17 protein-coding genes and 3 pseudogenes are annotated in these 25,941 nt (G+C 35.6%); 14 read left to right on the forward strand and 6 right to left on the reverse strand.

What is annotated here, in order from left to right; all coding sequences use genetic code 11:
- The first annotated feature begins 482 nt into the window (after positions 1 to 482).
- Positions 483 to 821, forward strand: coding sequence for a hypothetical protein (locus ACP6PL_RS08315; RefSeq protein WP_426544448.1), 339 nt, complete (start codon positions 483 to 485; stop codon positions 819 to 821).
- 251 nt (positions 822 to 1,072) lie between these two features.
- Here ACP6PL_RS08315 and ACP6PL_RS08320 read toward each other — a convergent pair whose 3' ends face one another.
- Together ACP6PL_RS08320 and rimI are read right to left on the reverse strand one after the other, a co-directional pair.
- Positions 1,073 to 3,541: an ATP-dependent Clp protease ATP-binding subunit gene (locus tag ACP6PL_RS08320; protein WP_426544450.1), complete on the reverse strand. Its 2,469-nt coding sequence runs from the start codon at positions 3,539 to 3,541 to the stop codon at positions 1,073 to 1,075.
- A 1,344-nt stretch (positions 3,542 to 4,885) separates the two neighbouring features.
- Entirely contained in the window at positions 4,886 to 5,524 is a 639-nt protein-coding gene (rimI, locus tag ACP6PL_RS08325) for a ribosomal protein S18-alanine N-acetyltransferase (RefSeq protein WP_426544452.1), read from the reverse strand.
- Between the two features lie 107 nt (positions 5,525 to 5,631).
- On the opposite strand from rimI, the gene lysA reads away from it, so the two are divergent.
- From lysA to uppS, 3 genes are all read left to right on the forward strand, one after another.
- Positions 5,632 to 7,059: a diaminopimelate decarboxylase gene (gene lysA, locus ACP6PL_RS08330; protein ID WP_426544454.1), complete on the forward strand. Its 1,428-nt coding sequence runs from the start codon at positions 5,632 to 5,634 to the stop codon at positions 7,057 to 7,059.
- Positions 7,060 to 7,302: 243 nt separating this feature from the next.
- The gene (cdaA, locus tag ACP6PL_RS08335; RefSeq protein WP_426544456.1) at positions 7,303 to 8,220 is read left to right on the forward strand and encodes a diadenylate cyclase CdaA; all 918 of its coding nucleotides are present in this window, start codon (positions 7,303 to 7,305) and stop codon (positions 8,218 to 8,220) included.
- A complete protein-coding gene (uppS, locus tag ACP6PL_RS08340; RefSeq protein ID WP_426544457.1) occupies positions 8,217 to 8,963 on the forward strand; it encodes a polyprenyl diphosphate synthase in 747 nt (248 codons plus the stop codon). Before cdaA ends, uppS begins: the two co-directional genes overlap by 4 nt.
- Positions 8,964 to 8,978: 15 nt before the next feature.
- Here the strand turns inward: uppS and ACP6PL_RS08345 are convergent, their stop codons facing one another.
- The 3 genes from ACP6PL_RS08345 to ACP6PL_RS08355 all read right to left on the reverse strand — a co-directional run bounded on the left by ACP6PL_RS08345 (position 8,979) and on the right by ACP6PL_RS08355 (position 10,475).
- A complete protein-coding gene (locus ACP6PL_RS08345; RefSeq protein WP_426544459.1) occupies positions 8,979 to 9,251 on the reverse strand; it encodes a DUF3143 domain-containing protein in 273 nt (90 codons plus the stop codon).
- Positions 9,252 to 9,520: 269 nt separating this feature from the next.
- Positions 9,521 to 9,988, reverse strand: coding sequence for a J domain-containing protein (locus ACP6PL_RS08350; protein ID WP_426544461.1), 468 nt, complete (start codon positions 9,986 to 9,988; stop codon positions 9,521 to 9,523).
- A 259-nt stretch (positions 9,989 to 10,247) separates the two neighbouring features.
- Positions 10,248 to 10,475, reverse strand: a complete 228-nt coding sequence (locus tag ACP6PL_RS08355) for a hypothetical protein (protein ID WP_426544463.1) — start codon at positions 10,473 to 10,475, stop codon at positions 10,248 to 10,250.
- Between the two features lie 324 nt (positions 10,476 to 10,799).
- Here ACP6PL_RS08355 and lepA point away from each other — a divergent pair, with 324 nt between their 5' ends.
- The 9 genes and pseudogenes from lepA (at position 10,800) to ACP6PL_RS08400 (ending at position 24,561) form a co-directional block, all read left to right on the forward strand.
- Entirely contained in the window at positions 10,800 to 12,605 is a 1,806-nt protein-coding gene (gene lepA / locus ACP6PL_RS08360) for a translation elongation factor 4 (RefSeq protein ID WP_426544465.1), read from the forward strand.
- 149 nt (positions 12,606 to 12,754) lie between these two features.
- A pseudogene (locus tag ACP6PL_RS08365) lies at positions 12,755 to 13,273 on the forward strand (GDP-mannose 4,6-dehydratase); the annotation flags it as partial.
- Positions 13,274 to 14,527, forward strand: a pseudogene (locus tag ACP6PL_RS08370) (GDP-mannose 4,6-dehydratase); the annotation flags it as partial.
- Positions 14,528 to 14,530: 3 nt separating this feature from the next.
- Positions 14,531 to 14,962: pseudogene (locus tag ACP6PL_RS08375) on the forward strand (GDP-mannose 4,6-dehydratase); the annotation flags it as partial.
- A 251-nt stretch (positions 14,963 to 15,213) separates the two neighbouring features.
- Positions 15,214 to 16,581: a UDP-glucose dehydrogenase family protein gene (locus ACP6PL_RS08380; protein WP_426544467.1), complete on the forward strand. Its 1,368-nt coding sequence runs from the start codon at positions 15,214 to 15,216 to the stop codon at positions 16,579 to 16,581.
- A 183-nt stretch (positions 16,582 to 16,764) separates the two neighbouring features.
- Positions 16,765 to 17,145, forward strand: coding sequence for a hypothetical protein (locus ACP6PL_RS08385; protein ID WP_426544469.1), 381 nt, complete (start codon positions 16,765 to 16,767; stop codon positions 17,143 to 17,145).
- 9 nt (positions 17,146 to 17,154) lie between these two features.
- On the forward strand, positions 17,155 to 18,294 hold the full coding sequence (locus ACP6PL_RS08390) for a restriction endonuclease-related protein (RefSeq protein WP_426544471.1): 1,140 nt from the start codon (positions 17,155 to 17,157) through the stop codon (positions 18,292 to 18,294).
- Complete coding sequence (locus ACP6PL_RS08395) at positions 18,288 to 21,821, forward strand: pPIWI_RE_Z domain-containing protein (protein WP_426544473.1); 3,534 nt, start codon at positions 18,288 to 18,290, stop codon at positions 21,819 to 21,821. The genes ACP6PL_RS08390 and ACP6PL_RS08395 overlap by 7 nt, the downstream gene beginning before the upstream one ends.
- Positions 21,822 to 21,837: 16 nt before the next feature.
- Positions 21,838 to 24,561, forward strand: coding sequence for a pPIWI_RE module domain-containing protein (locus ACP6PL_RS08400; protein WP_426544475.1), 2,724 nt, complete (start codon positions 21,838 to 21,840; stop codon positions 24,559 to 24,561).
- 16 nt (positions 24,562 to 24,577) lie between these two features.
- Here the strand turns inward: ACP6PL_RS08400 and ACP6PL_RS08405 are convergent, their stop codons facing one another.
- Positions 24,578 to 25,405 carry a Tab2/Atab2 family RNA-binding protein gene (locus ACP6PL_RS08405; protein ID WP_426544503.1) on the reverse strand — a complete coding sequence of 276 codons (828 nt, stop codon included), beginning with the start codon at positions 25,403 to 25,405 and terminating at the stop codon, positions 24,578 to 24,580.
- 1 nt (position 25,406) lies between these two features.
- Here ACP6PL_RS08405 and ACP6PL_RS08410 point away from each other — a divergent pair, with 1 nt between their 5' ends.
- A complete protein-coding gene (locus ACP6PL_RS08410) occupies positions 25,407 to 25,529 on the forward strand; it encodes a hypothetical protein (RefSeq protein WP_426544477.1) in 123 nt (40 codons plus the stop codon).
- Positions 25,530 to 25,941 lie beyond the last annotated feature (412 nt).

Below are 25,941 nucleotides of genomic sequence, written 5' to 3' on the forward strand. Positions count from 1 at the left end.
TTAATTCTGGAGTTAAGAGCATATCTAATTTAACTCCAGAACGTTTAGAATTATTGAAGTTTTTTCCTCCAAGTTGTCAAACATACTATCTACTCACTGGAGACATTTGAGACCAAACAGGTAGAGTGTGAAAATCATCAACGATTGAATAGTAATGTAAAATGAAAGCGCTTGGCAATTATTAAGATGCGATTAGTCAAGTGAGAGAATGACTTTGGCGATTTTTGAAGATGTCTATTGGTGAGTTCGAGCAACTGATATCACTCTCAAAAGCATTCATGGAATACAGCAGGAGTAACAAGCAAGTTGTAAACACTTTTATCCCTACCAAAAGACTTCCCGATCGCAAACCCTATTGCGATTGCCTCCTACTATTTACTTTAAGTCTAAATACTTACTCAAGTTTTCCCATCTTTATGTACTACATTTTGTCGTGCGGAATGTAGGATTAAAAATTACAGGTTATTATTCAGGAGTTGATCGTGGAAAATTCAATTAATCAATATGGTTTAGGGTATAATATCGCAGGTGATAAAGTTATGGGTGATAAAATTGACACTCAAATTAATAATTCTCAAGATTTAGTCCAAGCTTCAAAAGATATCAAAAATTTATTAGACCAGCTGTCAGCAGATTATCCAAATGATAGTCTCAGAGTTTTAGGAGCAAAGGCTGTCGATCAACTTGATAATAATCCAGAGCTAAAATCCCGAATTTTGAGAGGAGTTAAAGCTGGTAGTTTTGCAGCGCTAGAAAAAATGCTCGATCATCCTGTTGCACAATTCTTTATTGAAGGTGCAAAAGAAGTCTTGAAGCCCTAAGTTAGGAGTAATACTAAATCTGGTTTAGACATAACCAATATTTACTAAGGAATGAGAATTAAATAATATCCAAAGTTTTTGTCTAGAAGTATTGCACTCAAATAGTTCTGTGTAGGAAATCTGGAAGTTAACAAATCCTCATTCCTAATTAGGAAGAAGGCAGAAGGTTGACAGAGGAAACGGCAGAAAGCTCAAACTCTCCGCCGTCTTACCATTAAATATTCACTTCTTTTCCCTGAAGAAATTAAATCCTATTCAGCAACTTGAGGCACTAACTCTCGTTTTTCACCCTTAGAAACCGTAATCTGACCATCCTCTCCAACATCAACCACAGCAGTATCGCCCTCACCGATCTTACCAGCCAGAATTTCCTCAGCCAAACTATCCTCAAGCAAACGCATAATTGCCCGACGCAAAGGTCTTGCCCCATAACTAGGATTATAACCTTCCTCAACCAACCGCTCCTGGAAGCGATCGGTAATTTCTAACTTAATACCTTTTTCTGTCAAGCGACCAAAGACTTCTTTCAGTAGAATGACAGCAATTTCCTTCACCTCATCCTTAGTCAACTGACGGAACACAATAATCTCATCTAGACGGTTGAGGAATTCTGGACGGAAATATTGTTTAAGTTCTTCATTAACCAAATTGCGAATTCGGTTATACTGAGCATCAGCCTCATTTTCTGAGAACTCGAAACCTAGACCACCGCCTCCTTTCTCAATTACCTTAGAACCGATATTAGAAGTCATAATAATCAAGGTATTCTTAAAGTCAACCGTCCGACCCTTCGCATCAGTCAGGCGACCATCTTCCAAAATTTGCAACAGCATATTGAATACATCAGGGTGCGCCTTTTCAATTTCATCAAACAACACCACAGTATAAGGACGACGACGAACTGCCTCAGTTAACTGGCCACCCTCGTTATAACCCACATAACCAGGAGGAGAACCAATCAACTTAGAAACAGTATGACGTTCCATATATTCGGACATATCCAACCGGATCATTGCCTCCTCAGAACCAAAGAAGTAGGTAGCTAAAGCTTTAGTTAATTCTGTCTTACCAACTCCAGTCGGTCCAGAGAAAACAAAACTAGCAATAGGTCGGTTAGGATTTTTCAATCCCACTCTTGCCCGACGAATAGCACGAGATACCGCTCTTACAGCTTCCTCCTGACCAATCAAACGTTGGTGTAGAGTATCTTCCATGTGCAGCAACTTCTCAGACTCAGACTCAGTTAGCTTATTCACTGGAACGCCAGTCCAACTTGCCACAATATGAGCAATATCCTCTTCAGTCACCATTGGAGAATCATCCTCGGTAGTAGAGTCGAGCTTTTTATTTTGAGCCAGAGAGCGAATTTCCGATTTAATCTCCATTTCCCGATCGCGTAACTCTCCCGCCTTATCAAAATCTTGAGAACGAACCGCCTCATCCTTTTCTTTCAGAAGTTGACGTAATTCTTTATCCAATTCCTTAGCTGCAGGAGGCAGTTGAGAATTAATCAAGCGGACACGGGAACCAGCTTCATCTATCAAGTCAATAGCTTTATCTGGTAAATAGCGATCGCTAATATAACGGTCTGATAACTTAGCAGCAGCTTCCAAAGCTGTATCTAAAATTTTTAATTTATGGTGTTGCTCGTAACGTTCCCTTAAACCGTATAATATCTCAATAGTTTCATCAACAGAAGGTTCACCCACCATAACTGGTTGAAAACGACGTTCCAGAGCTGCATCCCGTTCAATATGTTTCCGATACTCATCGAGGGTAGTTGCCCCTATGCACTGTAGCTCCCCACGAGCCAAAGCCGGCTTCAAAATATTTGCAGCATCAATTGCCCCTTCAGCAGCACCAGCTCCAATTAGAGTATGAACCTCATCAATAACTAGGATGACATTACCCGCAGAGCGAATTTCATCCATAATTTTCTTGAGACGTTCCTCAAACTCACCCCGGTATTTAGTACCAGCAACCAATAGACCAATGTCCAGAGTAACCACCCGCTTTTCTTCGAGAATATCTGGTATATCATTATTAGCAATGCGTTGTGCCAGACCCTCAGCGATCGCCGTTTTACCCACACCAGGTTCACCAATCAAAACTGGATTATTCTTAGTTCTACGACCCAGAATCTGAATTACCCTTTCAATTTCGGTTTGCCTTCCCACCACCGGGTCCAACTTACCTTCAGATGCCATTTGAGTCAGATTTGAACCAAACTCATCCAGAGTAGGAGTTTTTGTACGTCCACCGCCACCACCAGCAGTTACTTCTGCTGTTTCACCCAACATCCGAATCACTTGAGTACGGACTTTAGACAGGTCTACTCCTAAATTTTCCAGAACTCTTGCAGCTACTCCTTCTCCTTCTCGAATTAAACCTAATAGTAGATGCTCTGTGCCAATATAGTTATGCCCTAATTGCCGTGCTTCCTCTAAAGATAATTCTAAAACCCTTTTAGCTCTAGGAGTAAAAGGGATTTCTACTGCCACAAATCCTGAACCACGGCCAATTATTTTTTCTACTTCAATCCGAGCATCTTTGAGATTAACACCCATAGATTTCAGAACTTTAGCTGCTACTCCTGTTCCTTCTCCAATTAAACCCAGAAGGATTTGTTCTGTCCCCACAAAGTTATGTCCCAAGCGGCGAGCCTCTTCTTGGGCCAACATTATAACTTTGATTGCTTTTTCCGTGAAGCGTTCAAACATAATTTATTCCTATCTCTATAATTGCCCTTAAGCTTATTCTAGCGTGACATTTCTACTAAAGCTGTTTCTCACTTCTAGCTCTTTAGACCAAAGATACTTATCAAAATGTAAATTTATTTTGCGATAGTAATCTTTCGAGTCCTATAATAAAGTTTTCAGTGAATAACAGTTTCTACCAAACTACTCAAAAATAAAATAGTCTTATTAGTTTATTTAGAGTTGTATCTAGACAGTTTAGCTCAATAAACAAAGAACTAAGGTAAGGGAATCCCCTATCTGAAGTCTTTCTGAATTGCTTTTCCCTATCTACCATTAATGGTATTGAAAGTTACTTTTTCTGAGCAACAATGTAATTTTGGTTTCTAAAGTATAGCTCAGATTTTTACAATAGCTGATAATTAAACTATCTATAATTATTTTAAGAAATTATAAAGTTTTCTCATTCAAAATCATTGATTCCAACCAATCAAATATTTTTTGTACTAGAATATCAATTCTAGATCTAGTTGTATAAAAAATATGCAACAGCGGTAATAGTTTGCTAAGTTTCAACTCTTAGCATTGAGCTATCAGTTAATAATGAATTAATAAATTATTCTTTCTAAGGTCAAAGGAGGATACTCTAGGAACTTCGACCATAGCCAAAAAATATGATGAACAGCCAAAGGACTGCTATGAGCAAAGTCAAGAGTTAAACCCTTGTATTGACTGAATACTAAAAAAAGTAGTAGAAACTGTTCAGTATCTAGGAGTAACTTTGAGATGCGATTGGCTAACGCCATGCTCCAGGTTTAATGTTGTAAGCGAAACGCCTAACAATTCAAAGATTGACCTCGATATAGAGAAGGTAGAATAGAAGAATTATTAAATCTGAAAACAAGTTCTGCAGGTCAGGCTTCGATTCATGATTGGGGATTAGAAAAGTTAAAGTTAGAACTCAAAAACCCAGAAAGTTTTAGTAGCTATAATGCTTTGCCAATATCACCTTTTTGGGATATTTCAACCTTTACCAACTTACTCTTCTCTGCTCAAAAAGATTAGTTATACACGGATTTTTTCCCTTCTATTACCGAAGAATATGGAATTACAATGAACTTTTATTATTGATATTTATATTGCTGTTGTTCTATTTCAATACTTAAATTCTTTATCCTTGTCTTTCTGGAACATTCCACCATTCTCCCAAACCCTTTTTTCTAAAATAAAGAATACTGGCAACAAACTATAGTCAAAAATTTAACCTATTAGAAATTAGCTGATTTTAAATAATAAGTATAAATAAAAATATTATTTAGAATCACCATAGATTTTATCCTTTCTGTTATTTTAGGTATTTTGACTAGTCTAACTGTATGAATGTTGATTTTCAACTTTTAAACTTTCCCAACTAACTTCGTAATCATTGATACGAGCAACAACCTGTCTGTGCCATTCAGACAAAGTTTGCTCAAATTCTAGGTCATGCAGATGACCACGCCAGAGAATTAGAGCATCTTCACCACTTTTCTGGTAATATCCTCGACGACGACCTACATCTTGAAAACCAAACTTATAATATAAAGACAATGCAGAAATATTTGAAGCTGCAACTTCTAAAGTAGCTCGCTCTAAGCCTCTTTCCCAAGCAGACCTCATTAAAGTGTATAGTAGTAGTTGACCAAAACCCAAGCGTTGGTATTGAGGATCGATTCCTAAAATAGTAATGTGTGCTTCCTCTAAGATAGCCCACAAACAACATATACCGATTATAGACTGATGATTATAGGTAATCTGTGATTGAAAGTTAGAGGATTTCAAGACAACTTCGTCATTTCTATCTTTAGTATTTTGGCTAATCACTAAAATCAGCAAATCGCTATTAGGACTTTCTAACTCTCGTTGATAACCTTGAGCATTCCAGAGTCCACCAAAGCAAAGTAAGTCCAATTCAACCACACTAGAAATATGCTCATGCCTCATTTTTTGAATCGTAATAATGGCCATATTTACTACAGTCTAAATATTAGATAAAAAATCAATCAAAAATCGACAAAGTAAAATAACTTCTATTTATTAGATAAACTATTAAAGTATAACTCCGTACAACACTCATGGTATCAACCGAATCTGTAATAGCCAGCAATTCTGGGCTTCAGTATTTGCCAAAATCAACACAATCTGTTAAAAAAAGTTCGCCCAATCAAGAACTTTTACCACTCACTGCAAAAGTTAATAATTTAGACCATTTAGAAATCGGAGGTTGGGATGTCCCAGCATTAGTCGAGAAATTTGGCTCACCTCTATATATTGTGGACGAAAACACTCTCAGAACAGCTTGCCGCCAATATAGAGAAGCACTCAAACAGTATTATCCTGGAGAATCTTTGGTACTTTATGCTTCCAAAGCATGGAGTAGTCTGGCAGTATGTGCTGTATGTGGTTCTGAAGGTTTAGGTATAGATGTTGTATCTGGAGGAGAATTATATACAGCTATCCAAGCAGGTATTAAACCTGAAAAAATATATTTTCATGGCAATAACAAATCTAAAGCAGAATTAATTTTTGCCATTGAAACAGATTGTATAATTGTTGTGGATAACTGGCTAGAATTAGAAACATTAGCAGCTTTAAAGAACCAACAAAAAGAGCAGGTACAGAATCCAACAAAAATCATGGTAAGATTTACACCTGGTATTGAATGTCATACCCACGAATACATTCGTACAGGTCATCTAGATAGCAAGTTTGGATTTGACCCCAATCAACTAAATGATGTATTTGGCTTCATAAGTAAAGAAGAATTACTATCACTTATTGGTATTCACGCTCATATAGGTTCCCAGATTTTTGAAGTTCAACCCCATCAAGATTTAGCAGATGTAATGATAGATGCAATGACAACTGCTATGGCACATAATTTATCAATCAAAGAAATTAATATTGGTGGTGGTTTAGGAATCCGTTATACTGAAGCAGATGACCCCCCTAGTATTGAAAGTTGGGTTCATAAGGTTAGTAGCGCAATGGTAGATGCTTGTCAAGCTAGACAGTTACCATTACCCAAACTATTGTGTGAACCAGGACGTTCAATAATTGGGCCTGCTTGTGTGACAGCTTATACTGTAGGGTCTCAAAAACAAATTCCCGACATTAGAACTTATATTTCTGTTGATGGAGGAATGTCAGATAATCCTCGCCCAATAACTTATCAATCAGTTTATCGAGCAGTTGTGGCTAATAGATTATCTGAACCAAGCACAGAAACAGTTACTATTGCTGGTAAACATTGTGAATCTGGTGATGTTTTGATTAAGAATGCTACCTTACCAGTAACTAAACCAGGAGATTGTTTAGTAGTTATGGCTACAGGTGCTTATAACTATAGTATGGCTTCTAACTACAATCGCTTGCCAAGACCGGCAGCAGTCTTGGTAGGTGATCGGGAAGTCAATGTAATTTTACAAAGAGAAACTTACCAAGATTTACTTAATCAAGATACTTTACCAGAAAGAATAGCTATGGGTAATAATAGTATTTGATTGGTAACAGAAAGCTATAAAGAATAGCAACTAATATGTTACCAATGTAAAGGATAGCGATCTGAATGGAAGTATAAATTTGAAAGATGCGGTCGGCTTGACCGTGAATGCCTGTAGAGGTTCTGCTGCCGAGTGTTACCTTAGAAGCAGGAAGTAAACATTGAAATGTCAATTGTGACGTTTTATATCAGTTTTATAAAGCAACAAATTAAAAGTTGACACTAGATTAATAATTAAAGTTCAATGAAATCGGGTCTTGGTAATGACCCAGGCTTGATGAAGTCCTTATTATTACATAGTATTGATATTGGACTGGTTCTAGCCCTAATATATATGGTGCTGGTCATCATAGGGGAACGTCGTACATTATGGATGGTAAGAGGCTTTATAGTTTTAATGTTGGCTTCGGCTTTAAGTCATTGGGCCGGATTAAGACTATTAAGTTTTGCCCTCAACAGCCTAGTGATTGGTTCTGCTGTCTCAATGGCAGTGATATTGCAATCAGAATTTCGTAGGTTTCTCGAACAGTTGGGACAGGGAGAAATTCTACAAATGTTTGGACATGATCGCCGAGTTCTACCTGAATCAGATAACATGATTGATGTAATAGTAGAAGCGATTAAACAACTGTCCCAAAATCGTATAGGTGCCTTGTTAATTATAGAAACAGATGGACCTATTGACGAAAGAGATTTTTCTGTACCTGGTGTAAAGTTAAATGCTGAACTTTCTAAGGAGCTATTACAAACTATATTTCAGCCAAAAACTTTATTACATGATGGAGCAGTTCTAATTAGAGAACGCAAGATTATGTCAGCTGGTGTGATTCTACCACTATCTGAAAGAATAGCTTCCAGACAATTAGGGACTCGTCACAGAGCAGCTATGGGAATTACAGAACAAGTAGAAAAATGCCTTTGTATAGTCGTATCTGAAGAAACTGGTTCTATTTCTCTAGCTGAAAAAGGAACTTTGAATCGGCCTTTAACAGGTAATAAACTAAAGGAGTTATTAGAAGAACGTCTATTTCTATCTGGTAGTGAAAAAAGTACAAATTCAATCCCTATACTTAGTCTTGGACGTCAAATAGGATTAAAAGGATCGAAATTAATTTCATGGGTATTTCATCAAAGTCCATCAGCTACTCGAAAGAAAAGATGAATCAAGGAACTTGTTTACAAGATTTACCTGTTGACTTGAAACCAGAAAGGTTGCCTCACCATGTAGCTGTGATTATGGATGGTAATGGTCGTTGGGCAAAAGATCGTGGTTTACCTCGGATTATGGGTCATAGGCGTGGAGTAGAGGCGCTGAAGGATCTGCTACGATGCTGTAGAGACTGGGGTATAGAAGCCTTAACTGCTTACGCTTTTTCTAGTGAAAATTGGGGCAGACCTCTAGAGGAAGTTAATTTTTTAATGACTTTGTTTGAAAGAGTTCTGCGTCAAGAGCTACAAGAGATGATGGCAGAAGATGTTCAAATTAGATTTGTTGGTAATTTAAGTTCTTTACCTCTATCTTTGCAAGCTGAGATTAAACACTCAATGGAAACGACTAGGCAAAATCAGGGGATTAAGTTTACTGTAGCTACTAATTATGGGGGACGTCAGGAAATTATACAAGCTTGTCAAGCGATCGCCACTCAAGTACAAAAAGGTCTACTCAAACCTGAAGAAATTAATGAAGAAATTTTTGAGCAATATCTCTATACTGCGGGTATTTCTCATCCAGATTTATTAATTCGTACCAGTGGAGAAATGCGAATTAGTAATTTTTTACTCTGGCAAATTGCTTATTCAGAAATTTATGTGACTGAGACATTTTGGCCTGACTTTAATCGTCCTGAATTTCATCGTGCTTTATACGCTTATCAACAACGTGAACGCAGATTTGGCAAAATCTGATTGATTCAAGTTAAACTAAGGTCCAGAAAATATTGCTGCTTCAAGATCCTGCCTAGTCAAGGAATATTTAAAAGAGCGTTGGATGTCAGTGCCATCAAGACCTGCATCTACATAACGTACAGTAAGTTTATCTATATCAAGTAATAATTCTGCTTTCCAAGCTGCTCTTTCAACCCACCAACAATGCAATTTTTCCGAATTTTGTTGGCAGCCATTTTCTTGAAGCCATTGCTCAATTTTTGGTAGAGGATGATTATATAGGGGAGTATCTGGGTTAGGAAGATCCATTTATTTTATTTCTACAAAAAATATCTAAAAAATATCTATATTTTTTTCACACTCTCCTATTATATAGTATAGCGCTTTTGTGATGGGTGAACTAGGCAATCAAAACAAAAAAGTTTTTAGGAAGGTTTCATCAAACCTCCCTACTGTGGTCTACTAATTATCAAAACTTCTGTAATATTTAATTTAATGGGAAATTTTGCTTCCTCTTAGATCAGCTCTGAATTTGATAAAGTTAGAAAATTATAATGAGGATGCTTAAGATATATAACTTAAATTCCTGGTGGTTCGATAGGTTGGAGCGTCAACTCTGGACGTATGAGACCGATAATAATAGCTATTACCAAACAACCAATAAGAGCAATGCCCATAATCAGGAGGGCAAATAATTCACCTGCAGATAATGGTCTATCCTTACTGTCTAAGTAGGTAGATAAATTTCTCCATTTTGAACGGGATACATGAGTACTGAAGTTAACTCTTTGCTCAAAATCATTTATATACAAATGCCTAATTTTTTTATCGTACTCCAATCTTCTCTCGGAGTCCACTAAAGTAGCATAAGCTTCATTAATTTGTTGGAATTTAGCAGTGGCTATCGCTGGTGGCATATCTGTAGTATCTGGATGATAATGTTTACTTAATTCCCGATATGCTCTTCTAATTTCTTGATTAGATGCTTTTGGATGGAGTCCAAGTAAAGAATAATAATTCACACCCAAAGAAGTATATTTTGACATTCTTCAAATTCTTGTAACTTTTCCCACTAAATTAATTTTTAGCAATAGTTATATTTTTATTTACTTACTTCTCTTAATACTATAGCAACTAGAATTATTTAGTATTGAATAATCTGAAAGATTGAGTGAATTAATCCTAAGATTTAGTTTAGATAATTTCCCGTTTTCTAAATCAGTCTCATCCCACTCAACTATTAAAATAATCAATCAATATTAATCGTAATGATTACAGACTAGAAAATTTGGGAAAGCTTAACTCTTAATCATTCCATTCTCCTCTTGGAGGAATAGGAGGGTTTCTCTGAAGGGTTAAAGCCAATTCATCTTCTGGCAGTCCTCCTCTCAACCACTGGCGAAGGGCACTTTCAATCACTTTGCTAGGGTCATTTGTTAAATGTTTAACTTGATCTAATAACCTAGGATCTATATTTATAGATAATTCTACTTTCTCCAGAGATTTTTGCCGATCAACTTTAGGCTCATTCATAACCAGACAATCCTAAATTTATAAAACTCCTATAATATAGTAATATCTACTAACTGATTTAACTATTTTACTAACAAATATAATAAATTTGTGTTTCTATAGTTTACTTTTAAACCTACAGTCGTAAAAATATCACATCAAGATTTATTTGTCAAACCAGAAAATAAATAGATGTTTACGAGTAATATATTTGATTTTTAACAGTGACCGGAACAGAAATGAGGTAAGGCCAAAAATTTAAGAATTAAAATATGTTAACAAATATAGATAGATTGTATTGAGACCATAAGAAAAACACGCCAGCTTAAATTATTAACAATAAGTATGACAAAAGTTCCTGTATCTCATATTCGTAACTTTTCAATCATTGCTCATATAGATCATGGAAAATCAACCCTAGCCGATCGCCTCTTACAAGTAACTGGTACAGTGGCAGACCGTGAAATGAAAGAGCAATTCCTAGACACAATGGACTTAGAAAGGGAGCGTGGCATCACAATCAAGCTCCAGGCTGCTCGAATGAATTATCATGCTCAAGATGGAGAAGAATATGTATTAAATCTAATAGACACACCTGGTCATGTAGATTTTTCTTATGAAGTATCAAGATCTCTAGCTGCTTGTGAAGGTGCTTTATTAGTGGTGGACGCTTCTCAAGGAGTCGAAGCTCAGACCTTAGCTAATGTCTACCTAGCTTTAGAGCATGACCTAGAAATTATTCCAGTATTAAATAAAATTGATCTTCCAGGGGCAGAACCAGATAGAGTCAAACAAGAAATAGAAGATATAATTGGCCTAGATTGTTCGGGGGCAATTTTAGCATCTGCCAAAGAAGGAATAGGGATTCCTGAAATTCTAGAATCCATTGTTCAATTAGTACCATCACCACAAGATACTATTGATGAAAAATTACGCGCCCTAATATTTGATAGTTATTATGACCCATATCGAGGAGTAATTGTATATTTCCGGGTCATGGATGGGACTATTGCTAAAGGCGATCGCGTCCGACTCATGGCATCAGGAAAAGAATATGATATAGATGAGTTGGGAGTTTTGTCCCCTACCCAAAAACCAGTACCAGAACTCCATGCCGGAGAAGTAGGTTATTTTTCAGCAGCTATCAAAGCAGTGGAAGATGCAAGGGTTGGAGATACAATTACCTTAGCCAAAAAACGAGCGGAAGAACCTCTACCTGGTTATGTTGAAGCTAAACCTATGGTATTTTGTGGCCTATTTCCTACTGATGCTGACCAATTTCCAGATTTACGAGACGCATTAGATAAACTTAAGCTTAATGATGCGGCATTGTCTTATGAAGCAGAAACATCAAGTGCTATGGGTTTTGGATTTCGATGTGGGTTTTTAGGACTGCTCCACATGGAAATTGTCCAAGAAAGGTTAGAGCGAGAATATAATTTAGATTTGATTGTTACCTCCCCATCGGTAGTTTACCAGGTAACTACCAATAAAGGAGAAGTTATGATGATTGATAATCCAAATTTATTACCAGATCCTAATCAGCGAGAAAAAATAGAAGAACCTTATGTGAAAGTGGAAATGATTACCCCAGAAGAATATGTAGGGACATTAATGGAGTTGGGGCAATCACGAAGGGGTGTATTTAAGGACATGAAGTATTTGGCTCAGGGTAGAACTACCTTAATATATGAGATACCTTTGGCAGAAGTGGTGACAGACTTTTTCGACCAAATGAAATCTAGGTCTCGTGGTTACGCTAGTATGGAATATCATCTCATAGGCTACCGTGAGAATCCTTTGGTGAAGTTAGATATTATGATTAATGCTGAACCAGTGGATGCTTTAGCTGTAATTGTACATAAGGATAAAGCTTATGGGGTAGGTCGTGCTTTGGCAGAAAAGTTGAAAGAGTTAATTCCCCGTCATCAATTTAAAGTACCAATTCAAGCATCCATCGGCGCTAAAGTTATTGCTAGTGAGCATATTCCTGCTTTACGGAAAGATGTTTTGGCTAAATGTTATGGTGGGGATATTAGCCGTAAGAAAAAATTACTACAAAAACAGGCCAAAGGTAAAAAACGAATGAAGTCATTAGGTACAGTTGATGTACCACAAGAAGCTTTTATGGCAGTGCTGCGATTAGATTAATATCCTAAGTATTTTTTTTAAGATTTAATAAGCTAGCTGTAGAGAATATTTCAGAGCAAGACTTTGTTAGTGTATGATCGAGTTTGATGTGGTTATTCAATTATCTATTGAAAACCACAACAAATTACAATCCTCGTTCTTTGGAAATAATGAGAATATTAGTAACAGGTGGCGCGGGTTTTCTTGGTTCTCATCTCATCGATAGATTAATGGAACAAGGCCACGAAGTCCTCTGTCTCGATAATTTTTACACAGGAACTAAACGCAATATTTATAAGTGGTTGGATCATCCCTATTTTGAATTAATTCGCCACGATATTACTGAACCAATTAGATTAGAAGCAGATCAAATTTATCATTTAGCTTGTCCTGCTAGTCCTGTACACTATCAGAACAACCCTGTCAAGACAATTAAAACAAATGTGATGGGGACATTGAATATGTTGGGGTTAGCTAAAAGGGTAAAAGCAAGATTCTTTTTAGCTTCCACATCTGAGGTATATGGAGATCCAGATGTACATCCTCAAACAGAAGAGTATAGAGGTAATGTTAATTGTATTGGGATTCGATCTTGTTATGACGAAGGGAAGCGAGTAGCAGAAACTTTGGCATTTGATTACCATCGTCAAAATAATGTTGATATTCGAGTAGTCAGAATTTTTAACAGTTTGACTGGAGACCAAAAGGTACTTTATTACATTGGTGAAGAGCTTCATTATGAAACTTTTGCTGAATGTTATGACAGAATTAATGGAGATATCTCTAATGTATCAGTGCCTTGTTTTGATGAAAATTCAAAGACAGTTGTTAAACCAATTTCTGCAATTTGGAAACATCATGTCAAGAAGAAAGGTTTTAAGATTAAAACTGTTTGGGGTAAGGAGATAAAAATTACAGAAGATCATAGTTTATTTACAAGGGATGAAAATAATCAACCTCAAGCAGCTTTTGGAAATGAATTAAAGGTGGGAGATGAAATTGGAGTTCCCAGTTATATTAGCTTTTTGGAAAAACCTTTACAACCATTCCATATTACAGACAAGATATTAAACAAAGAAGAAATATCTGTAGAAAGTGAAGAAACAATCTCCTATCTAGAAAAATATGGAGATAAAATTCGGGAGTATTTATTGGTAAAGGGTTTAAATCCTAGTCAACTTTATTCCACACTGAAAAATTACGAAGCAAAAAATCAAATTCCTTGGCATCTATGGGAATATTTAGAACTACCTCTATCCGAAAAAGAAAAAATTTGCTACCCCTCTACAAAAGCAATTAAAAATTGGATAAGAAACGTAGAAGAATTTTTATGGTTATTAGGGTTTTATGTAGCTCAAGGAAGTTTTGTACAAGATAAACTATTGCTCAAAGGAGAAGCTGAAAAATTAGCAAAAGTAATAGAAAGAATATTTGGATATAAGCCTGGAAGTAATGAGGCAGGAGACATAAGTATTGAGTCAAAAATTCTGGTTGATTTAATTGGAAATGGGTTGACTTTTGGGAATCAAGAAAAAGATATTCCTAATTGGATTTTACAACTTCCTCAAAAACAGTTAATTAGCTTTTTACAGGGATTTGCTGAAGGTAACAATCTAGGAAATAAACAAAATTCAAAGATTGAATTTAATAGTGATAGTCAGTTAATCACAGAAAAGTTAGTATTAATTCTAGCTAAGTTTGGGTTAGTAGCAGATGTCTCAGAAACAGAAGAAAAAATTTACCGGATAAAAGTAGAGGGATTAGAAGATAACAATATCGAGAATTTGTCTAACGTTCAGCAGAAAATATCAGCCAAAACTACTGGTGATATTGTCTGGGCAAAAATAGAAAGTATGGAAGAATTTGAAATAGATGATTATGTCTACGATTTCTCCGTACCAAATTATGAGAACTTTATAGGGGGAAGTTACAGTATTTTTGCTCATAATACCTATGGACCTAGAATGTTAGAAAATGATGGTCGGGTTGTTAGCAACTTTATCGCACAAGCCTTAAAAGGAATACCACTAACAGTCTATGGCGATGGCTCCCAAACCAGAAGTTTCTGTTATGTTTCAGACTTGGTAGAAGGGTTTATCCGGTTAATGAATCAAGATTTTATCGGACCAGTTAATATAGGGAACCCTGGAGAGTATACAATACTAGAATTAGCTCAGAAAATTCAAGAAATGGTTAATCCAGATGCAGAGATAATATATAAGCCTCTGCCACAAGATGACCCAAAACAACGACAACCAGATATTACTCGTGCGAAAAAATATTTGGGTTGGGAGCCGACAGTTCCTCTCGAAGAAGGGTTAAAATTAACCATAGAAGATTTTCGCGAGCGGATCAAAAATGAACCGCCAAAAAGCTAAAAGGGTGCAATGGATAATGGATAATGGATAATGGATAATGGATAATTATTTAAGCACCTACACAAAATTATTTACACAAGTGATGTTTACACAGTAAGGATTTCAGTTCCTCAAATGTGTAATTTATTTCGTTTACCTGCTTATTAATGGATAATGAATTCATTATCCATTACTTAAGAAGAGGCTTTAAACCTCTAGGGATTAATTATTAATTATCCATGTTTGTGTTAAAAATTTTGAGGATATAAAATATGCGTGTTTGCGTTATTGGTACTGGTTACGTTGGTTTAGTTACAGGAGTTTGTCTGTCTCATACAGGACATCATGTAATTTGCATAGACAACAACGAAGAAAAAGTCAAATTATTAAAATCAGGACAGTCTCCAATCTACGAACCGGGGTTATCTGAACTGATGCAAAGTAGCACCCAAGCAGGATTGCTAGAGTTTACATCTGACTTAAAAGCAGGGGTCGATCACGGTGATATTTTATTTATTGCTGTTGGTACTCCCCCACTACCTACGGGAGAAAGTGATACTCGCTATGTAGAAGCAGTGGCAAAGGGTATAGGTGCTCATCTGACTACAGGTTACAAAGTGATTGTTAATAAATCAACTGTACCTATTGGCTCTGGAGACTGGGTACGCAGGATCGTTTTAGATGGTGTTGAAGAACGCAAAAAAGAAGAAGGGGGAAGTGGTACAGATATTGAAGCAGAATTTGATGTAGTTAGTAACCCAGAATTTTTGCGTGAAGGTTCTGCTATCTTTGATACTTTTAACCCGGACAGAATTGTTTTGGGAAGTAATAGTCAAAAGGCATTAGATATGATGCAAGAGCTTTATGCACCTTTAGTCGAACGCAAGTATGGTGACGACCAGTCTCTACCTCCAGTAGCAGTAGTAATTACAGATTTGAACTCAGCAGAGATGATTAAATATGCTGCCAACTCTTTCTTGGCAACAAAGATTAGTTTTGTGAATGAGGTTGCTAATATTTGCGATCGCGTGGGTGCAGATGTGACTCAGGTTGCTAAGGGTATTGGCTTAGACTCTCGCATTGGTAATAAGTTTTTACAAGCTGGTATCGGTTGGGGTGGTTCCTGTTTCCCGAAAGATGTTTCTGCTTTAGTTCATACTGCTGATGACTATGGTTGTGAAGCAAATTTATTGAAAGCAGCAGTTGAGGTGAATCAGCGTCAACGGATGATAGCAGTGGATAAGTTACAGCAGTCTTTGAAAATTCTCAAGGGTAAGACTATTGGGTTATTGGGTTTAACGTTTAAACCTGATACTGATGATATGCGGGATGCACCTTCTCTAGATTTGATTCAAGAGTTAAACAGGTTGGGGGCGAAGGTGAAGGCTTATGACCCAATTATTTCTCAGTCTGGTATGCGTCATGGTTTAACTGGTGTGGTAGTTGAGACTGACCCAGAAAGACTTGCTGATGGTTGTGATGCTTTAGTTTTGGTGACAGACTGGAAACAGTTTGAGACACTAGATTATGCTAAGATGGCGAAGTCAATGGAGCATAATTTGTTTGTTGATGGTCGTAATTTCTGCGATCGTAAAGAGTTAGAAACTGCTGGTTTTCAGTATGTGGGAATTGGGCATTAATATCTAGTTTTTAGCTTCAGTTTTTAAGTGTGAAGAATAACCCTGGCAGGAAACTGTCAGGGTTAGTTATGTCTGGAGAAATTTATAATATAGTCATTTCTAAATTATCAAATTTAGTCAGAGATTATTTTTGACTTTTTCCTTGCACGTAGCGCTATATATTGATTGTTTGAAGAGGAGAATATGGAGCAAGAAACCTTAAATACAATCCTCAATTCTATCCAAAATCTTCAGGAGGAAATGAAGGATACCCGTGAGAAAATTTTAGAGCTTTTTCAACTTCAAGGAAACATTGATGGAAAGGAAAAATCATGGCAAGCCCGACTAGATTTTACTATTAAAGTTTTGTCTCATTTGAGAAAAATTAGTCAGGAAGTTGTAATTTCTCAATTAATAGACAGAAATATGCCACACCTTCGGGAAGCATATAAAGATAATGATTTGACTGACTCAGATATAGTTAAGATTGAGGGTAGGAATATGAGCAGTCTTACAGTTGCTTTAACTAAATTGGCAGAACAAGAAGTAGAAGCTGAACTGAAAAAAATGATGGAGATAAAGTAGGAGAAAATAATGGTTGATTTGCCTGATGGAGAGAAGATTTTAAGAAAGCTATCAGTGGGATTAGTTCAGACGAATGATGCAATGGAAAAAGATGGTTTTCTGAAATATCCTTATTCTAAAAATTTACAGAGAGCGATAAATTATCTGAGTTTTTTCTATTTAATGAATGGTTTACCGATACCAATAGGCATAGGAGAACTAATAGAGAAAGCAAAAACTGTTCCTCTTGGTGAATGGCAGCTTAATTTATCAGATGATGAATATGAGAATGAATTTTTGCTTAATGATGAGGGAGTACCTACAGAATTATGTGAGGAGTTGGCAGCAGAGGAACTAGATTATAATAATCCAGATAGTTTCCAACGCCGAATTTTTGAATCTATTAAAAATTTAGCTGAAAGTAGTAAAAATCCAGATATTACCTATACTCAAATTCGGGAATTTTTGGTGAAATATCCTTTGTCAACTCAAGATGAGAGGAGTGATATATTAATTGATGTAAATGTTAAGTCTAATATTTTCAAAGAACTTGTACTAGATGAAATTTACCAAGATAAAATTCCTAGTGCATATTATGTTAATGGTATGATTCTACGATGTGAGTTATGTGGGAATTTGATTAAAAATCACAGAAATAATCTAACTTGCACTAATAAAGGATGTGAATTTAACAAGCCTTCAAATGGCAAAAAGCAGAAAAAATATCAAGAGTTAAATCCAGTAGAAGAGGTACGTCAAGCTCATTTTGGAGTAAGAAGGTATATGTCAATTCCTGGTATTCCTGAGTTGAAACTAAAAGATGATTTAGAGAAAATCGGTTGCAAGATTACTTTATGGCCTGGTCTTGATTTATGCGATCTATTTGTGGAAACTCCTAGTGATTTTAAAATTAGTATAGATGTGAAAGATTGGAAGTATCCACACGAGCTTGCAAGAAATGTTAATCAGAAACCAATGCCTAAAAAAGAGTTAGAAAATAATGGTTTTAGTAGCGATTTATATTGTTATGTATTTCCAGATGTTAGAAAAAAGGAAAATCCTGATTATATGAATGCTTTTAAGTCAGCTTGTAATCCAAAAGTAGAAGCTTTTTATGCTAAAGAGATAATCGCAAAAATCAAGAAAAAGTATGGAGTAAAAAAATGCTAGAAACTCAGGCGCATTTAAGTCAAATAGAAGGAAACCTGCAAGAAGTAATAGATTCTAATACAAATTTTGATTTGAATGGTTTACAAACCCAGACTTTTGTAGAAATAGAAACACTACTATTTTTAATGATAAATGTTTTTCCAGAAGAACCTATTACAAGTATATGGGTAATTTTAAACCGCTATGAATTTAATGTTCCCCAACTTAATTCTCTGAGCGAAGAACATAAAAAATGGGTGGGAAAAGCTGCTTATGCTTTTCCTCTTTATCGAGCAGCAAAAGTTGTAGGCGATCGCATCAGTCTTTATCAAGGAGTAACTAGAGAGTTAAGGTGGTATGAAGTACATAACGATAATCAAACATTTGACATAATAGGTAGTCCTTGTATTCGTAATAGAGAAAATATTTATCGGCAATTTTTTAACGATAATTTTCCTGTTAAACAAACAAAAGGTCATTCATTTGCTATTCCACGGAAGAAATACTATTTTTATGAAAACGACAGGCAACAGGAGCAAATTAGATCGGTAGATATTACTCAAGAAGCTTATGACCAAATTTTGGCATATATGCAAGTTGAGCAAGATGTTGCAGAATTAAGAACTCAAAGAATAATTAATCGGAATTCTAATATTTTAAATACTCTTAAAAAAAATGGTCGAGTTCCACTTTATGACTTGAGTGGAATAAAAGGTAAACAAGTAGTGATTTTGAGCTTCTATCTTCTTATACAGATCGGGTTATACCGACTCGCCTCACTACTTCTACAAGACTATGAAAGACATTCAGGAACAATAGAATTTCCTAAAAATGAATTAACAGAAACAGCTATATTTATGGATTCTAAATTAGATTCACCTAAATATGAATCTGTAATTAGCAATATGCGATGGGAAAATTTAGACCCTAATAGAGATGATAATATTCTCTACTTAGATGGAACCGAAAATTTACAAGGAATAGTTAATGCAGGCAAATCAATATTGTCAAAAATAATAGCTGTTCATGCTGCTAAACAAGGAAAAAGAACAACCCTTGTTTTAACAGATGTTTTAGCAGTTTTAGAAACAGTAGATGAACTTTCCAAAATACTGAAAGATGATGGAATTAAAGTCGCCCCTATTCTGGGATTATCAAACAGAAAAACTCATACTGCCAGACTACATTTTTCTCTACGTCATAGTCAAGAACCATATCAACATGGAGGATTAAGAAATCTTTCGACTGTATGTTTACTTGATTCCTTGCAAGATGGAATTTTACCGACAATAGATGCTTCTATAGCTCCTTGCTCTGGCAAACTATATAGTCAAAGCGATAATCAGAATCAAGAGGACGAACCTCATACTTCAACTCGATATAATTGCCCTTTTTATTATGTTTGTCCGGCACAGAAAACAAGTCGGGATTTAATTGAAGCAGAAATCTGGGTGACAACATTACAGGCGTTGTTTTATACGAGAGTTCCTAAACAGTTATTACAAAATAATGAAAATATAAAATATGGAGAATTAGTAAATTTAGCCAGTGAAATAGTAATTATTGATGAGTCGGATAAATGTCAACCTTTATCCGATGAAACTTTCAGTCCTGCCATAACAATTTTAGGCAAAGGTCAAGAGCCATTAATTAATTATTTAGATCGCTTAGTTGTAGATAAAAATGAGCAAACTAATTTAGGGCATTTATATGAATCTTTAGTAGAAATTTGGCAATCAGAAAAAGAGATTGTAATGTCTCTTTTGACTTTAGCATGGCCTTTACTACAACATGATTTTATTGAAAATTGGATAGATAGGGGGTACTTTACAACATCTTTATTGCTTAATGAAATTGCGGATATTTTAACTCCGGAAAATATTCGAGAAAATCGGGAAAATTCTCGTCATATTTATCAAGTATTTCTAGCATATCAAAATGACCCCCTTGATACTACTATTTCCACATTGGAAGAGAATTATAATAATTTAGCTATAGACTTAAGAAGAATTTCTAATGAACTGCGGAATAAATCAAGAGCTTTGCAGAAGATTAAAACTTGGATTATAAGTTGTCAAATAATTTCTGGAAGTCAATTAAACAATTTAGATTTAGAAGAATTATCTAAAAAACTTTATTTTGCTTTAGCACTAGAGGAGGCATCAAGGAGACTTTTTTTTGTAGTTGAATATTTACCAACTGTGCAGCATATTTATAATATTGAAGATACTTCTATATCTTTTAAACCTCCTAAAGATTTTGAATATTGTTTGCCAGCATCACCTCTGGGAAATAAATTAGTTTTTTCTTATGTGAAAAGTAGTAATGAAAATGAACCCGGAAGATTAGATTTAATTAGATATTCAGGAATAGGGCGTTGGTTTCTGCTCAATTTCCATAGATTATTTGAGTGGAATGGAGTTGAGAAACCACAGGTTTTATTAATGTCTGCGACATCTTGGGCGGGAAATTCTTCCACCTTTCATTTGCAAATTCCTGTTGATATTATGATTAAACCTTCTGAAGAAAATTTAGAACGTATTGCTAGAGAGAGTAGATATAAATTCTCGCCATTTGTCGAGGGTGAAAATATTTTTAAAATATCTGGTTCTTACAATAATAATAAACCAGAAGCTTTCAAGAAAATGGCGCAACGTTTATGTGCTAAAGATAGCGACGGCAAAAATTTTTTGGAACGAGTTAGAGACGAGATTCAAGATTCGCAACGACGTAGACTGTTACTTTTAGTCGGTTCTTACCGGGATGCTCAACTACTACAAGGTTTGATCAAGCAAAATTATCCTGCTTGGGGAGAGGATGAAATATTTGCTCTGCAAGCAGACTTGAAAGATATTGATGCTTTGGGAGAAGAAGTATCCGGTGGGATACAACGAGGAGATGTTGCTCAGTTTGCCAAAGCAGAGTCAGCATGGATTTTGATTGCTCCGATGATGGCGATCGAGCGGGGTCACAATATTCTCAATCTGGAGCGAGTTGCTGCATTTGGAGCAGCACTATTTCTGGTGCGTCCGTTTCCCGTACCTGATAACCCTGAGTTGTTAGTGCAAATGCTTAACTATTGGACAATAGAAAAAATTAGCGATCGCGACTTTTTTCAGTCTCTTGAATCTAAACTAGAGCGACAACCTACTCTTGGAGAGTATGGTAATTATTTTCTCGCACGAGCAAGAAGGTATTATAATTGGCTATCTAATCTGAAGCTAACTTACGCCCAGTTACCTCCAGATATCAGAAGTGACATTACTTGGTCTTTGCGTGTGTTGATGAATCAAGTAAATGGTCGCTTGATTCGAGGAGGTGTAGGAGCTAATATTTATTTTGTTGATGGTGCGTTTGCTCCAGAATCAGCTTTTTCCAGGATTGATACTTCTAGCAATAGCTTATTGGTTTCTATTTTGGAAGAAATTAATAAGTATCGGGGTGAAGTTGTCGCCGAAAATTTGTACGAACCTTTTAACAAACCTATGTTGGATATGATAGGAAATACAATTTTTGTCAATCATCCAGAAAGATTTCAGAATAACTAAACAAAACAATCAAATTATGTCAGAAGAATTACGAGAACTTATTTACACAATTGTAGACTCTCCAGAGCAATTTTTTGATAATTACTACAGTCTGAGTTTTCCTAAACAGTGGTTAAGTGAGTTAAATATTGCTCTATCTCGACTGAAAAATACAAAGAAGGTTAAACGAACAACTACTATACCTATAGATTCACTAAACGCAACTCTCAAAGCAACTGCTAGTTTGATTCAAACTTCTAAAGGTATTACAAAAGATAGTAATTCTTCTCCCTTATGGTTATTAACAACAGGAAAAGAAATTAATATTAAATCTCTCAGAAGAATACTTCAAACCTGGGCAAAATATCATTTTCAGCAGCGATGGGAATATGATGATGTTCAAGATTTAATTAAGCATCAAGCACTAGAGGATTTGAATTGGATTCCTTGCCCCGAAGCAACTCTTTTTGATTGGGAAACTAACCCAGAAACAGGAACAGCAACTCCAAGAGATTATAACGCTTTTCAAGTATTAGCTGATATTATCGCATCAAAAATTACAGAAACTCCCCTAAAAATAGGAGTGAAAGAAAGGCAGTTTTTCAAAGGACCTAATATTGGGGAAGTAGTAGAATGGCCGCCAGAACCTATTCCTAAGAACGGAAAATTTGTAGGTTGGGCAAGTGTATTTATTCAAGTTACCGTGCAACAGCGATACTTTAATTCCCATCCATTTATTCAGTTACATACAGGAGTTAGAAGATTTACTAATAGCAAAAATTTCTCTCCAGCAAGTGGTAGAAAAGCAAACTTACATTTTCAAACAAAACCAGATTATTGGAGTGAAGGATTTCCGATTAAAAATAGTATCCAATCTGTAGCTATTAATTGGTTTCCTCCCAAGAAAAAAGGAGAAAAACCTTACTTATATTTTGCCGAACCTGTGGCAGAAATTTTAAAACTATTAGGGAAGAATTTTATTAATCCAAATGCCAAAAAAATTATTGAGCAAATACCAGAAATTATTCCAGAGATACCAGAAAATATCACAATTTTATTGCCTTACTCAACTACTTTAAAGAACCCATCAAGTATTCAGATTAAAAATGGGTTGTTCTTCCACGATCGCTATATTATCGACCTAGCTATTACGAATAAATTTACTGGAAAATTAAAACAAACCGAGATATTAAACCCATATCAATCTGAAATAAAATCAGAAATTACTAAAGATAATAAAAATCTAGCAGAGTTAATTCGGCGTAAATATCCTAATAAAACTTGGATGGGATTGAGCAGTTTTTCTGAAGATATCAAAGAAGGAATTAAATCAGCTCTAACAGAATTGCAACTTCTTGACTCAGAAAATAGCCCAATTAATTTTGTAGAAATTGAAGAAAATTTAGCTAAGACTCTAGGAGCAGCTCTGGATGAAAATGGAGAGGATGGTAGAAAGAATTATATAGGTGAAAATTTTCCGGAACAGACACAACAGAATCCAGGAGTAATTATTATTCATACTTTTGGTCCAGATTATGCAGAATACAAAAACGGTAAAGACCCGAAAAAAATCAATAGAAAGTCTTTTTGCCTTTTAAATATAGTTTCACAATTTATTGTCAAGGATGGAGCAAAGGCAAAATACAAAAATACTATTTTAGATGCAATTAGACAATTAGGAATTACTTACCCTAAGAAATATCAGGAGATTACTCTTCCAAATGGTAAAAAATTTGAAGTGCCAGAAAATTTAACATTTGTCGGATTAAGAATGTTGAGAATTACTGGTAAAACCGCTTTTGATAAGAAAGCCAAAAGTTTACCTGTATTTGTCAGAATATTTAATCAAACTGGAGAAGTAGAAGTAAATTTATTAGATATTAATAATAAACCTTCTTTATCAACTGGTTGGATTTCTTATTCAGAAGCAATATTGAAATTAGGTAAAGATGAAATTAAACCCGTTTTACTGAAAGATAAAAAAGCAGAAGTAAAACAGTTTATCCAGAAAACTTTAGAACTTTTCTCTGAGGATACCTTACTTTTAGTAGAACAAGACAATATTCGTAGTGTTTTACGTTGCCTACAACTAAAAAATATGCGCCAAGACAAAATTAGTTTTGATGATGCTCTGAATAATTTTGTAAATATAGATAAATTTCCAGGTTTGAGAATAGTTGTGTGTCGTAGTATCGAAACAGAAACTCCTGATAATTTCATTATTAAGATTAGAAATGATGAAAAAATTAACGGGAGAAATAGGTATCGTACTTTTTATGAATTATGGCAATTTGATAAATTTACCTGGATAAGCAGTAGCGATCGCGGAAACCAACAACCCAATAATAATGCTTCCAGGTTAGATACATGGTTTCAAGAGTGGGGAAATATCAAAGAAAATGACACTGAAAAAATAGATAAAAATAAGGGAAGTGAAGAAGAAAATAAATCAAATAAAGGAAAAAGAAAAAAGTTAGAAGAACCAAATAAAGTAGAGCCAGACTTTACAAAACAAACAGCACATTTTGGCAGAGGAAAAGAGCTTTCAGTTGTAGCAGTTCCATCAGAAGAAAAAGATTTTAGAGGAGTTTGGGCTGCGATCGCCCATGACCTCCGTAAAGGTGCAATTCAATATGAATATACATTAGAATTGCCACTTCCTCTAGATATGGCTAAAAAATTGGATGAATACTTTCGGGTATTGGATGGAGATGAAATAAACAATGATTATAATAGTGAAGAATTGGAAGAAGAAGAGTAAATTTTCCAACTTAGTTCTACCGCAAAAGCCAAAATCCACTATAAGTCATTCCAGAATCATCAGGTTGCACTAATAAAAAATGTAACCCCTGACTCTGCTGTTTTCTCTGCTCATAAATTTGAGCTGCTCGTGATACTTCCTGGTCTGAAAAAGTAGCGACTACCCACCGATCTACCAAACCTGTCTCTAAAATTAACCCATCAGGATCGCCAGGAATATACTTTAAAAGATATGGTTGCGCAGTTTCTAACCATCTAGATAACCTCATGGACTGACGACCACCATCTATGACTACTCCTGGTATTGGCAGTGTTGAAGATAATCCTAAATTTAACGGTAAAAGAAATTCTGGCGCTTCTAAAATAGGAATGGGGCGTTCAATAATATCCTCAATATTACCAGCAGGTAAGGAAGCAAATCTCCAGCGATCGCCCCACAAATTTTCAGCTAATGGTACAGGTGGAGGAGCATCCAATACTAAAGGATCGTAAAATTCTCCAGTATATGTTTCCATATCCTGATATTGTTGCACCCTCTCCAGTAACCATTCTTTTAAAGCTGTTGTGCGTCTAGTCGGTTCGACTTTCAACCCTAACATTTGAGCCGCAGTTTCTATCAACCCTAAAGACTGAGGACGAAATACTTGAATTATATCAGGTAAATCCTGGTCTTGACCCACTTTTTGCAGTTGTGCCGCGACCCAATTAGCGTTAACTTCTGACTGAGAAGACATAGCAATAAATTCTAAGCTACGACTGGGAGTACAAATTAATAGTTCCCATAATTGTTGGCCTTGTTTATCCTTAAGGGGGCGACGGTAATAATCTACTTGCCAAATAACTATAGTGTCCATTATTGAAGTCAAAATTCAAAATTCAAAAGTTAGAAAACTATCAAAACCTTCAGCAAGAGTCACTCCAGTAGTAGACCAACACGCCTTAAATATTGCATTAGAAAAAAATGGTTAAACCTTGCTACAAAAAGAATTATACCAAAAAAGTGGTCTGCAAAGTTTTAGCTGTGTCACTCTAATACTATTGCTCTATACGCAATAGTTAATTCATTTGCTGAAGCACCCCGCCAGATGGAGGTGGATAGTCAAAATTTCTAATTATTGCTCTATACGCAATAGTTAATTCATTTGCTGAAGCACCCGCCAGATGGAGGTGGATAGTCAAAATTTCGGTAGTGCGTTAAGGAAGGGTGGGAAGTAGGAAGAATAATTGTACCTGTATCTTTATTGTGCAAGTCTGCCTTTCGTCCTAACTTTTTGGTCTTAAAAGCTGAAAAATTTGCACTTTTTTCCCGACAAAAATCCTCAAAACTCACATTATTCAGTGCTTTTAGATGATTATTGACCAGCCCGACTTACTTATCCCA

This window comes from Dapis purpurea BLCC-M126, assembly GCF_050015975.1.
GTDB lineage: Bacteria > Cyanobacteriota > Cyanobacteriia > Cyanobacteriales > Microcoleaceae > Trichodesmium.

What these genes read in the sequence shown, in the direction of transcription:
- ACP6PL_RS08400 (WP_426544475.1), top strand. Translation starts at nt 21,838, where the DNA reads ATGTCAGAAGAATTACGAGAACTTATTTACACAATTGTAGACTCTCCA.
- ACP6PL_RS08385 (WP_426544469.1), top strand. Translation starts at nt 16,765, where the DNA reads ATGGAGCAAGAAACCTTAAATACAATCCTCAATTCTATCCAAAATCTT.
- ACP6PL_RS08390 (WP_426544471.1), top strand. Translation starts at nt 17,155, where the DNA reads ATGGTTGATTTGCCTGATGGAGAGAAGATTTTAAGAAAGCTATCAGTG.
- cdaA (WP_426544456.1), top strand. Translation starts at nt 7,303, where the DNA reads ATGAAATCGGGTCTTGGTAATGACCCAGGCTTGATGAAGTCCTTATTA.
- ACP6PL_RS08345 (WP_426544459.1), bottom strand. Translation starts at nt 9,251, where the DNA reads ATGGATCTTCCTAACCCAGATACTCCCCTATATAATCATCCTCTACCA.
- ACP6PL_RS08380 (WP_426544467.1), top strand. Translation starts at nt 15,214, where the DNA reads ATGCGTGTTTGCGTTATTGGTACTGGTTACGTTGGTTTAGTTACAGGA.
- ACP6PL_RS08355 (WP_426544463.1), bottom strand. Translation starts at nt 10,475, where the DNA reads ATGAATGAGCCTAAAGTTGATCGGCAAAAATCTCTGGAGAAAGTAGAA.
- ACP6PL_RS08350 (WP_426544461.1), bottom strand. Translation starts at nt 9,988, where the DNA reads ATGTCAAAATATACTTCTTTGGGTGTGAATTATTATTCTTTACTTGGA.
- uppS (WP_426544457.1), top strand. Translation starts at nt 8,217, where the DNA reads ATGAATCAAGGAACTTGTTTACAAGATTTACCTGTTGACTTGAAACCA.
- lysA (WP_426544454.1), top strand. Translation starts at nt 5,632, where the DNA reads ATGGTATCAACCGAATCTGTAATAGCCAGCAATTCTGGGCTTCAGTAT.
- rimI (WP_426544452.1), bottom strand. Translation starts at nt 5,524, where the DNA reads ATGGCCATTATTACGATTCAAAAAATGAGGCATGAGCATATTTCTAGT.
- lepA (WP_426544465.1), top strand. Translation starts at nt 10,800, where the DNA reads ATGACAAAAGTTCCTGTATCTCATATTCGTAACTTTTCAATCATTGCT.
- ACP6PL_RS08395 (WP_426544473.1), top strand. Translation starts at nt 18,288, where the DNA reads ATGCTAGAAACTCAGGCGCATTTAAGTCAAATAGAAGGAAACCTGCAA.
- ACP6PL_RS08320 (WP_426544450.1), bottom strand. Translation starts at nt 3,541, where the DNA reads ATGTTTGAACGCTTCACGGAAAAAGCAATCAAAGTTATAATGTTGGCC.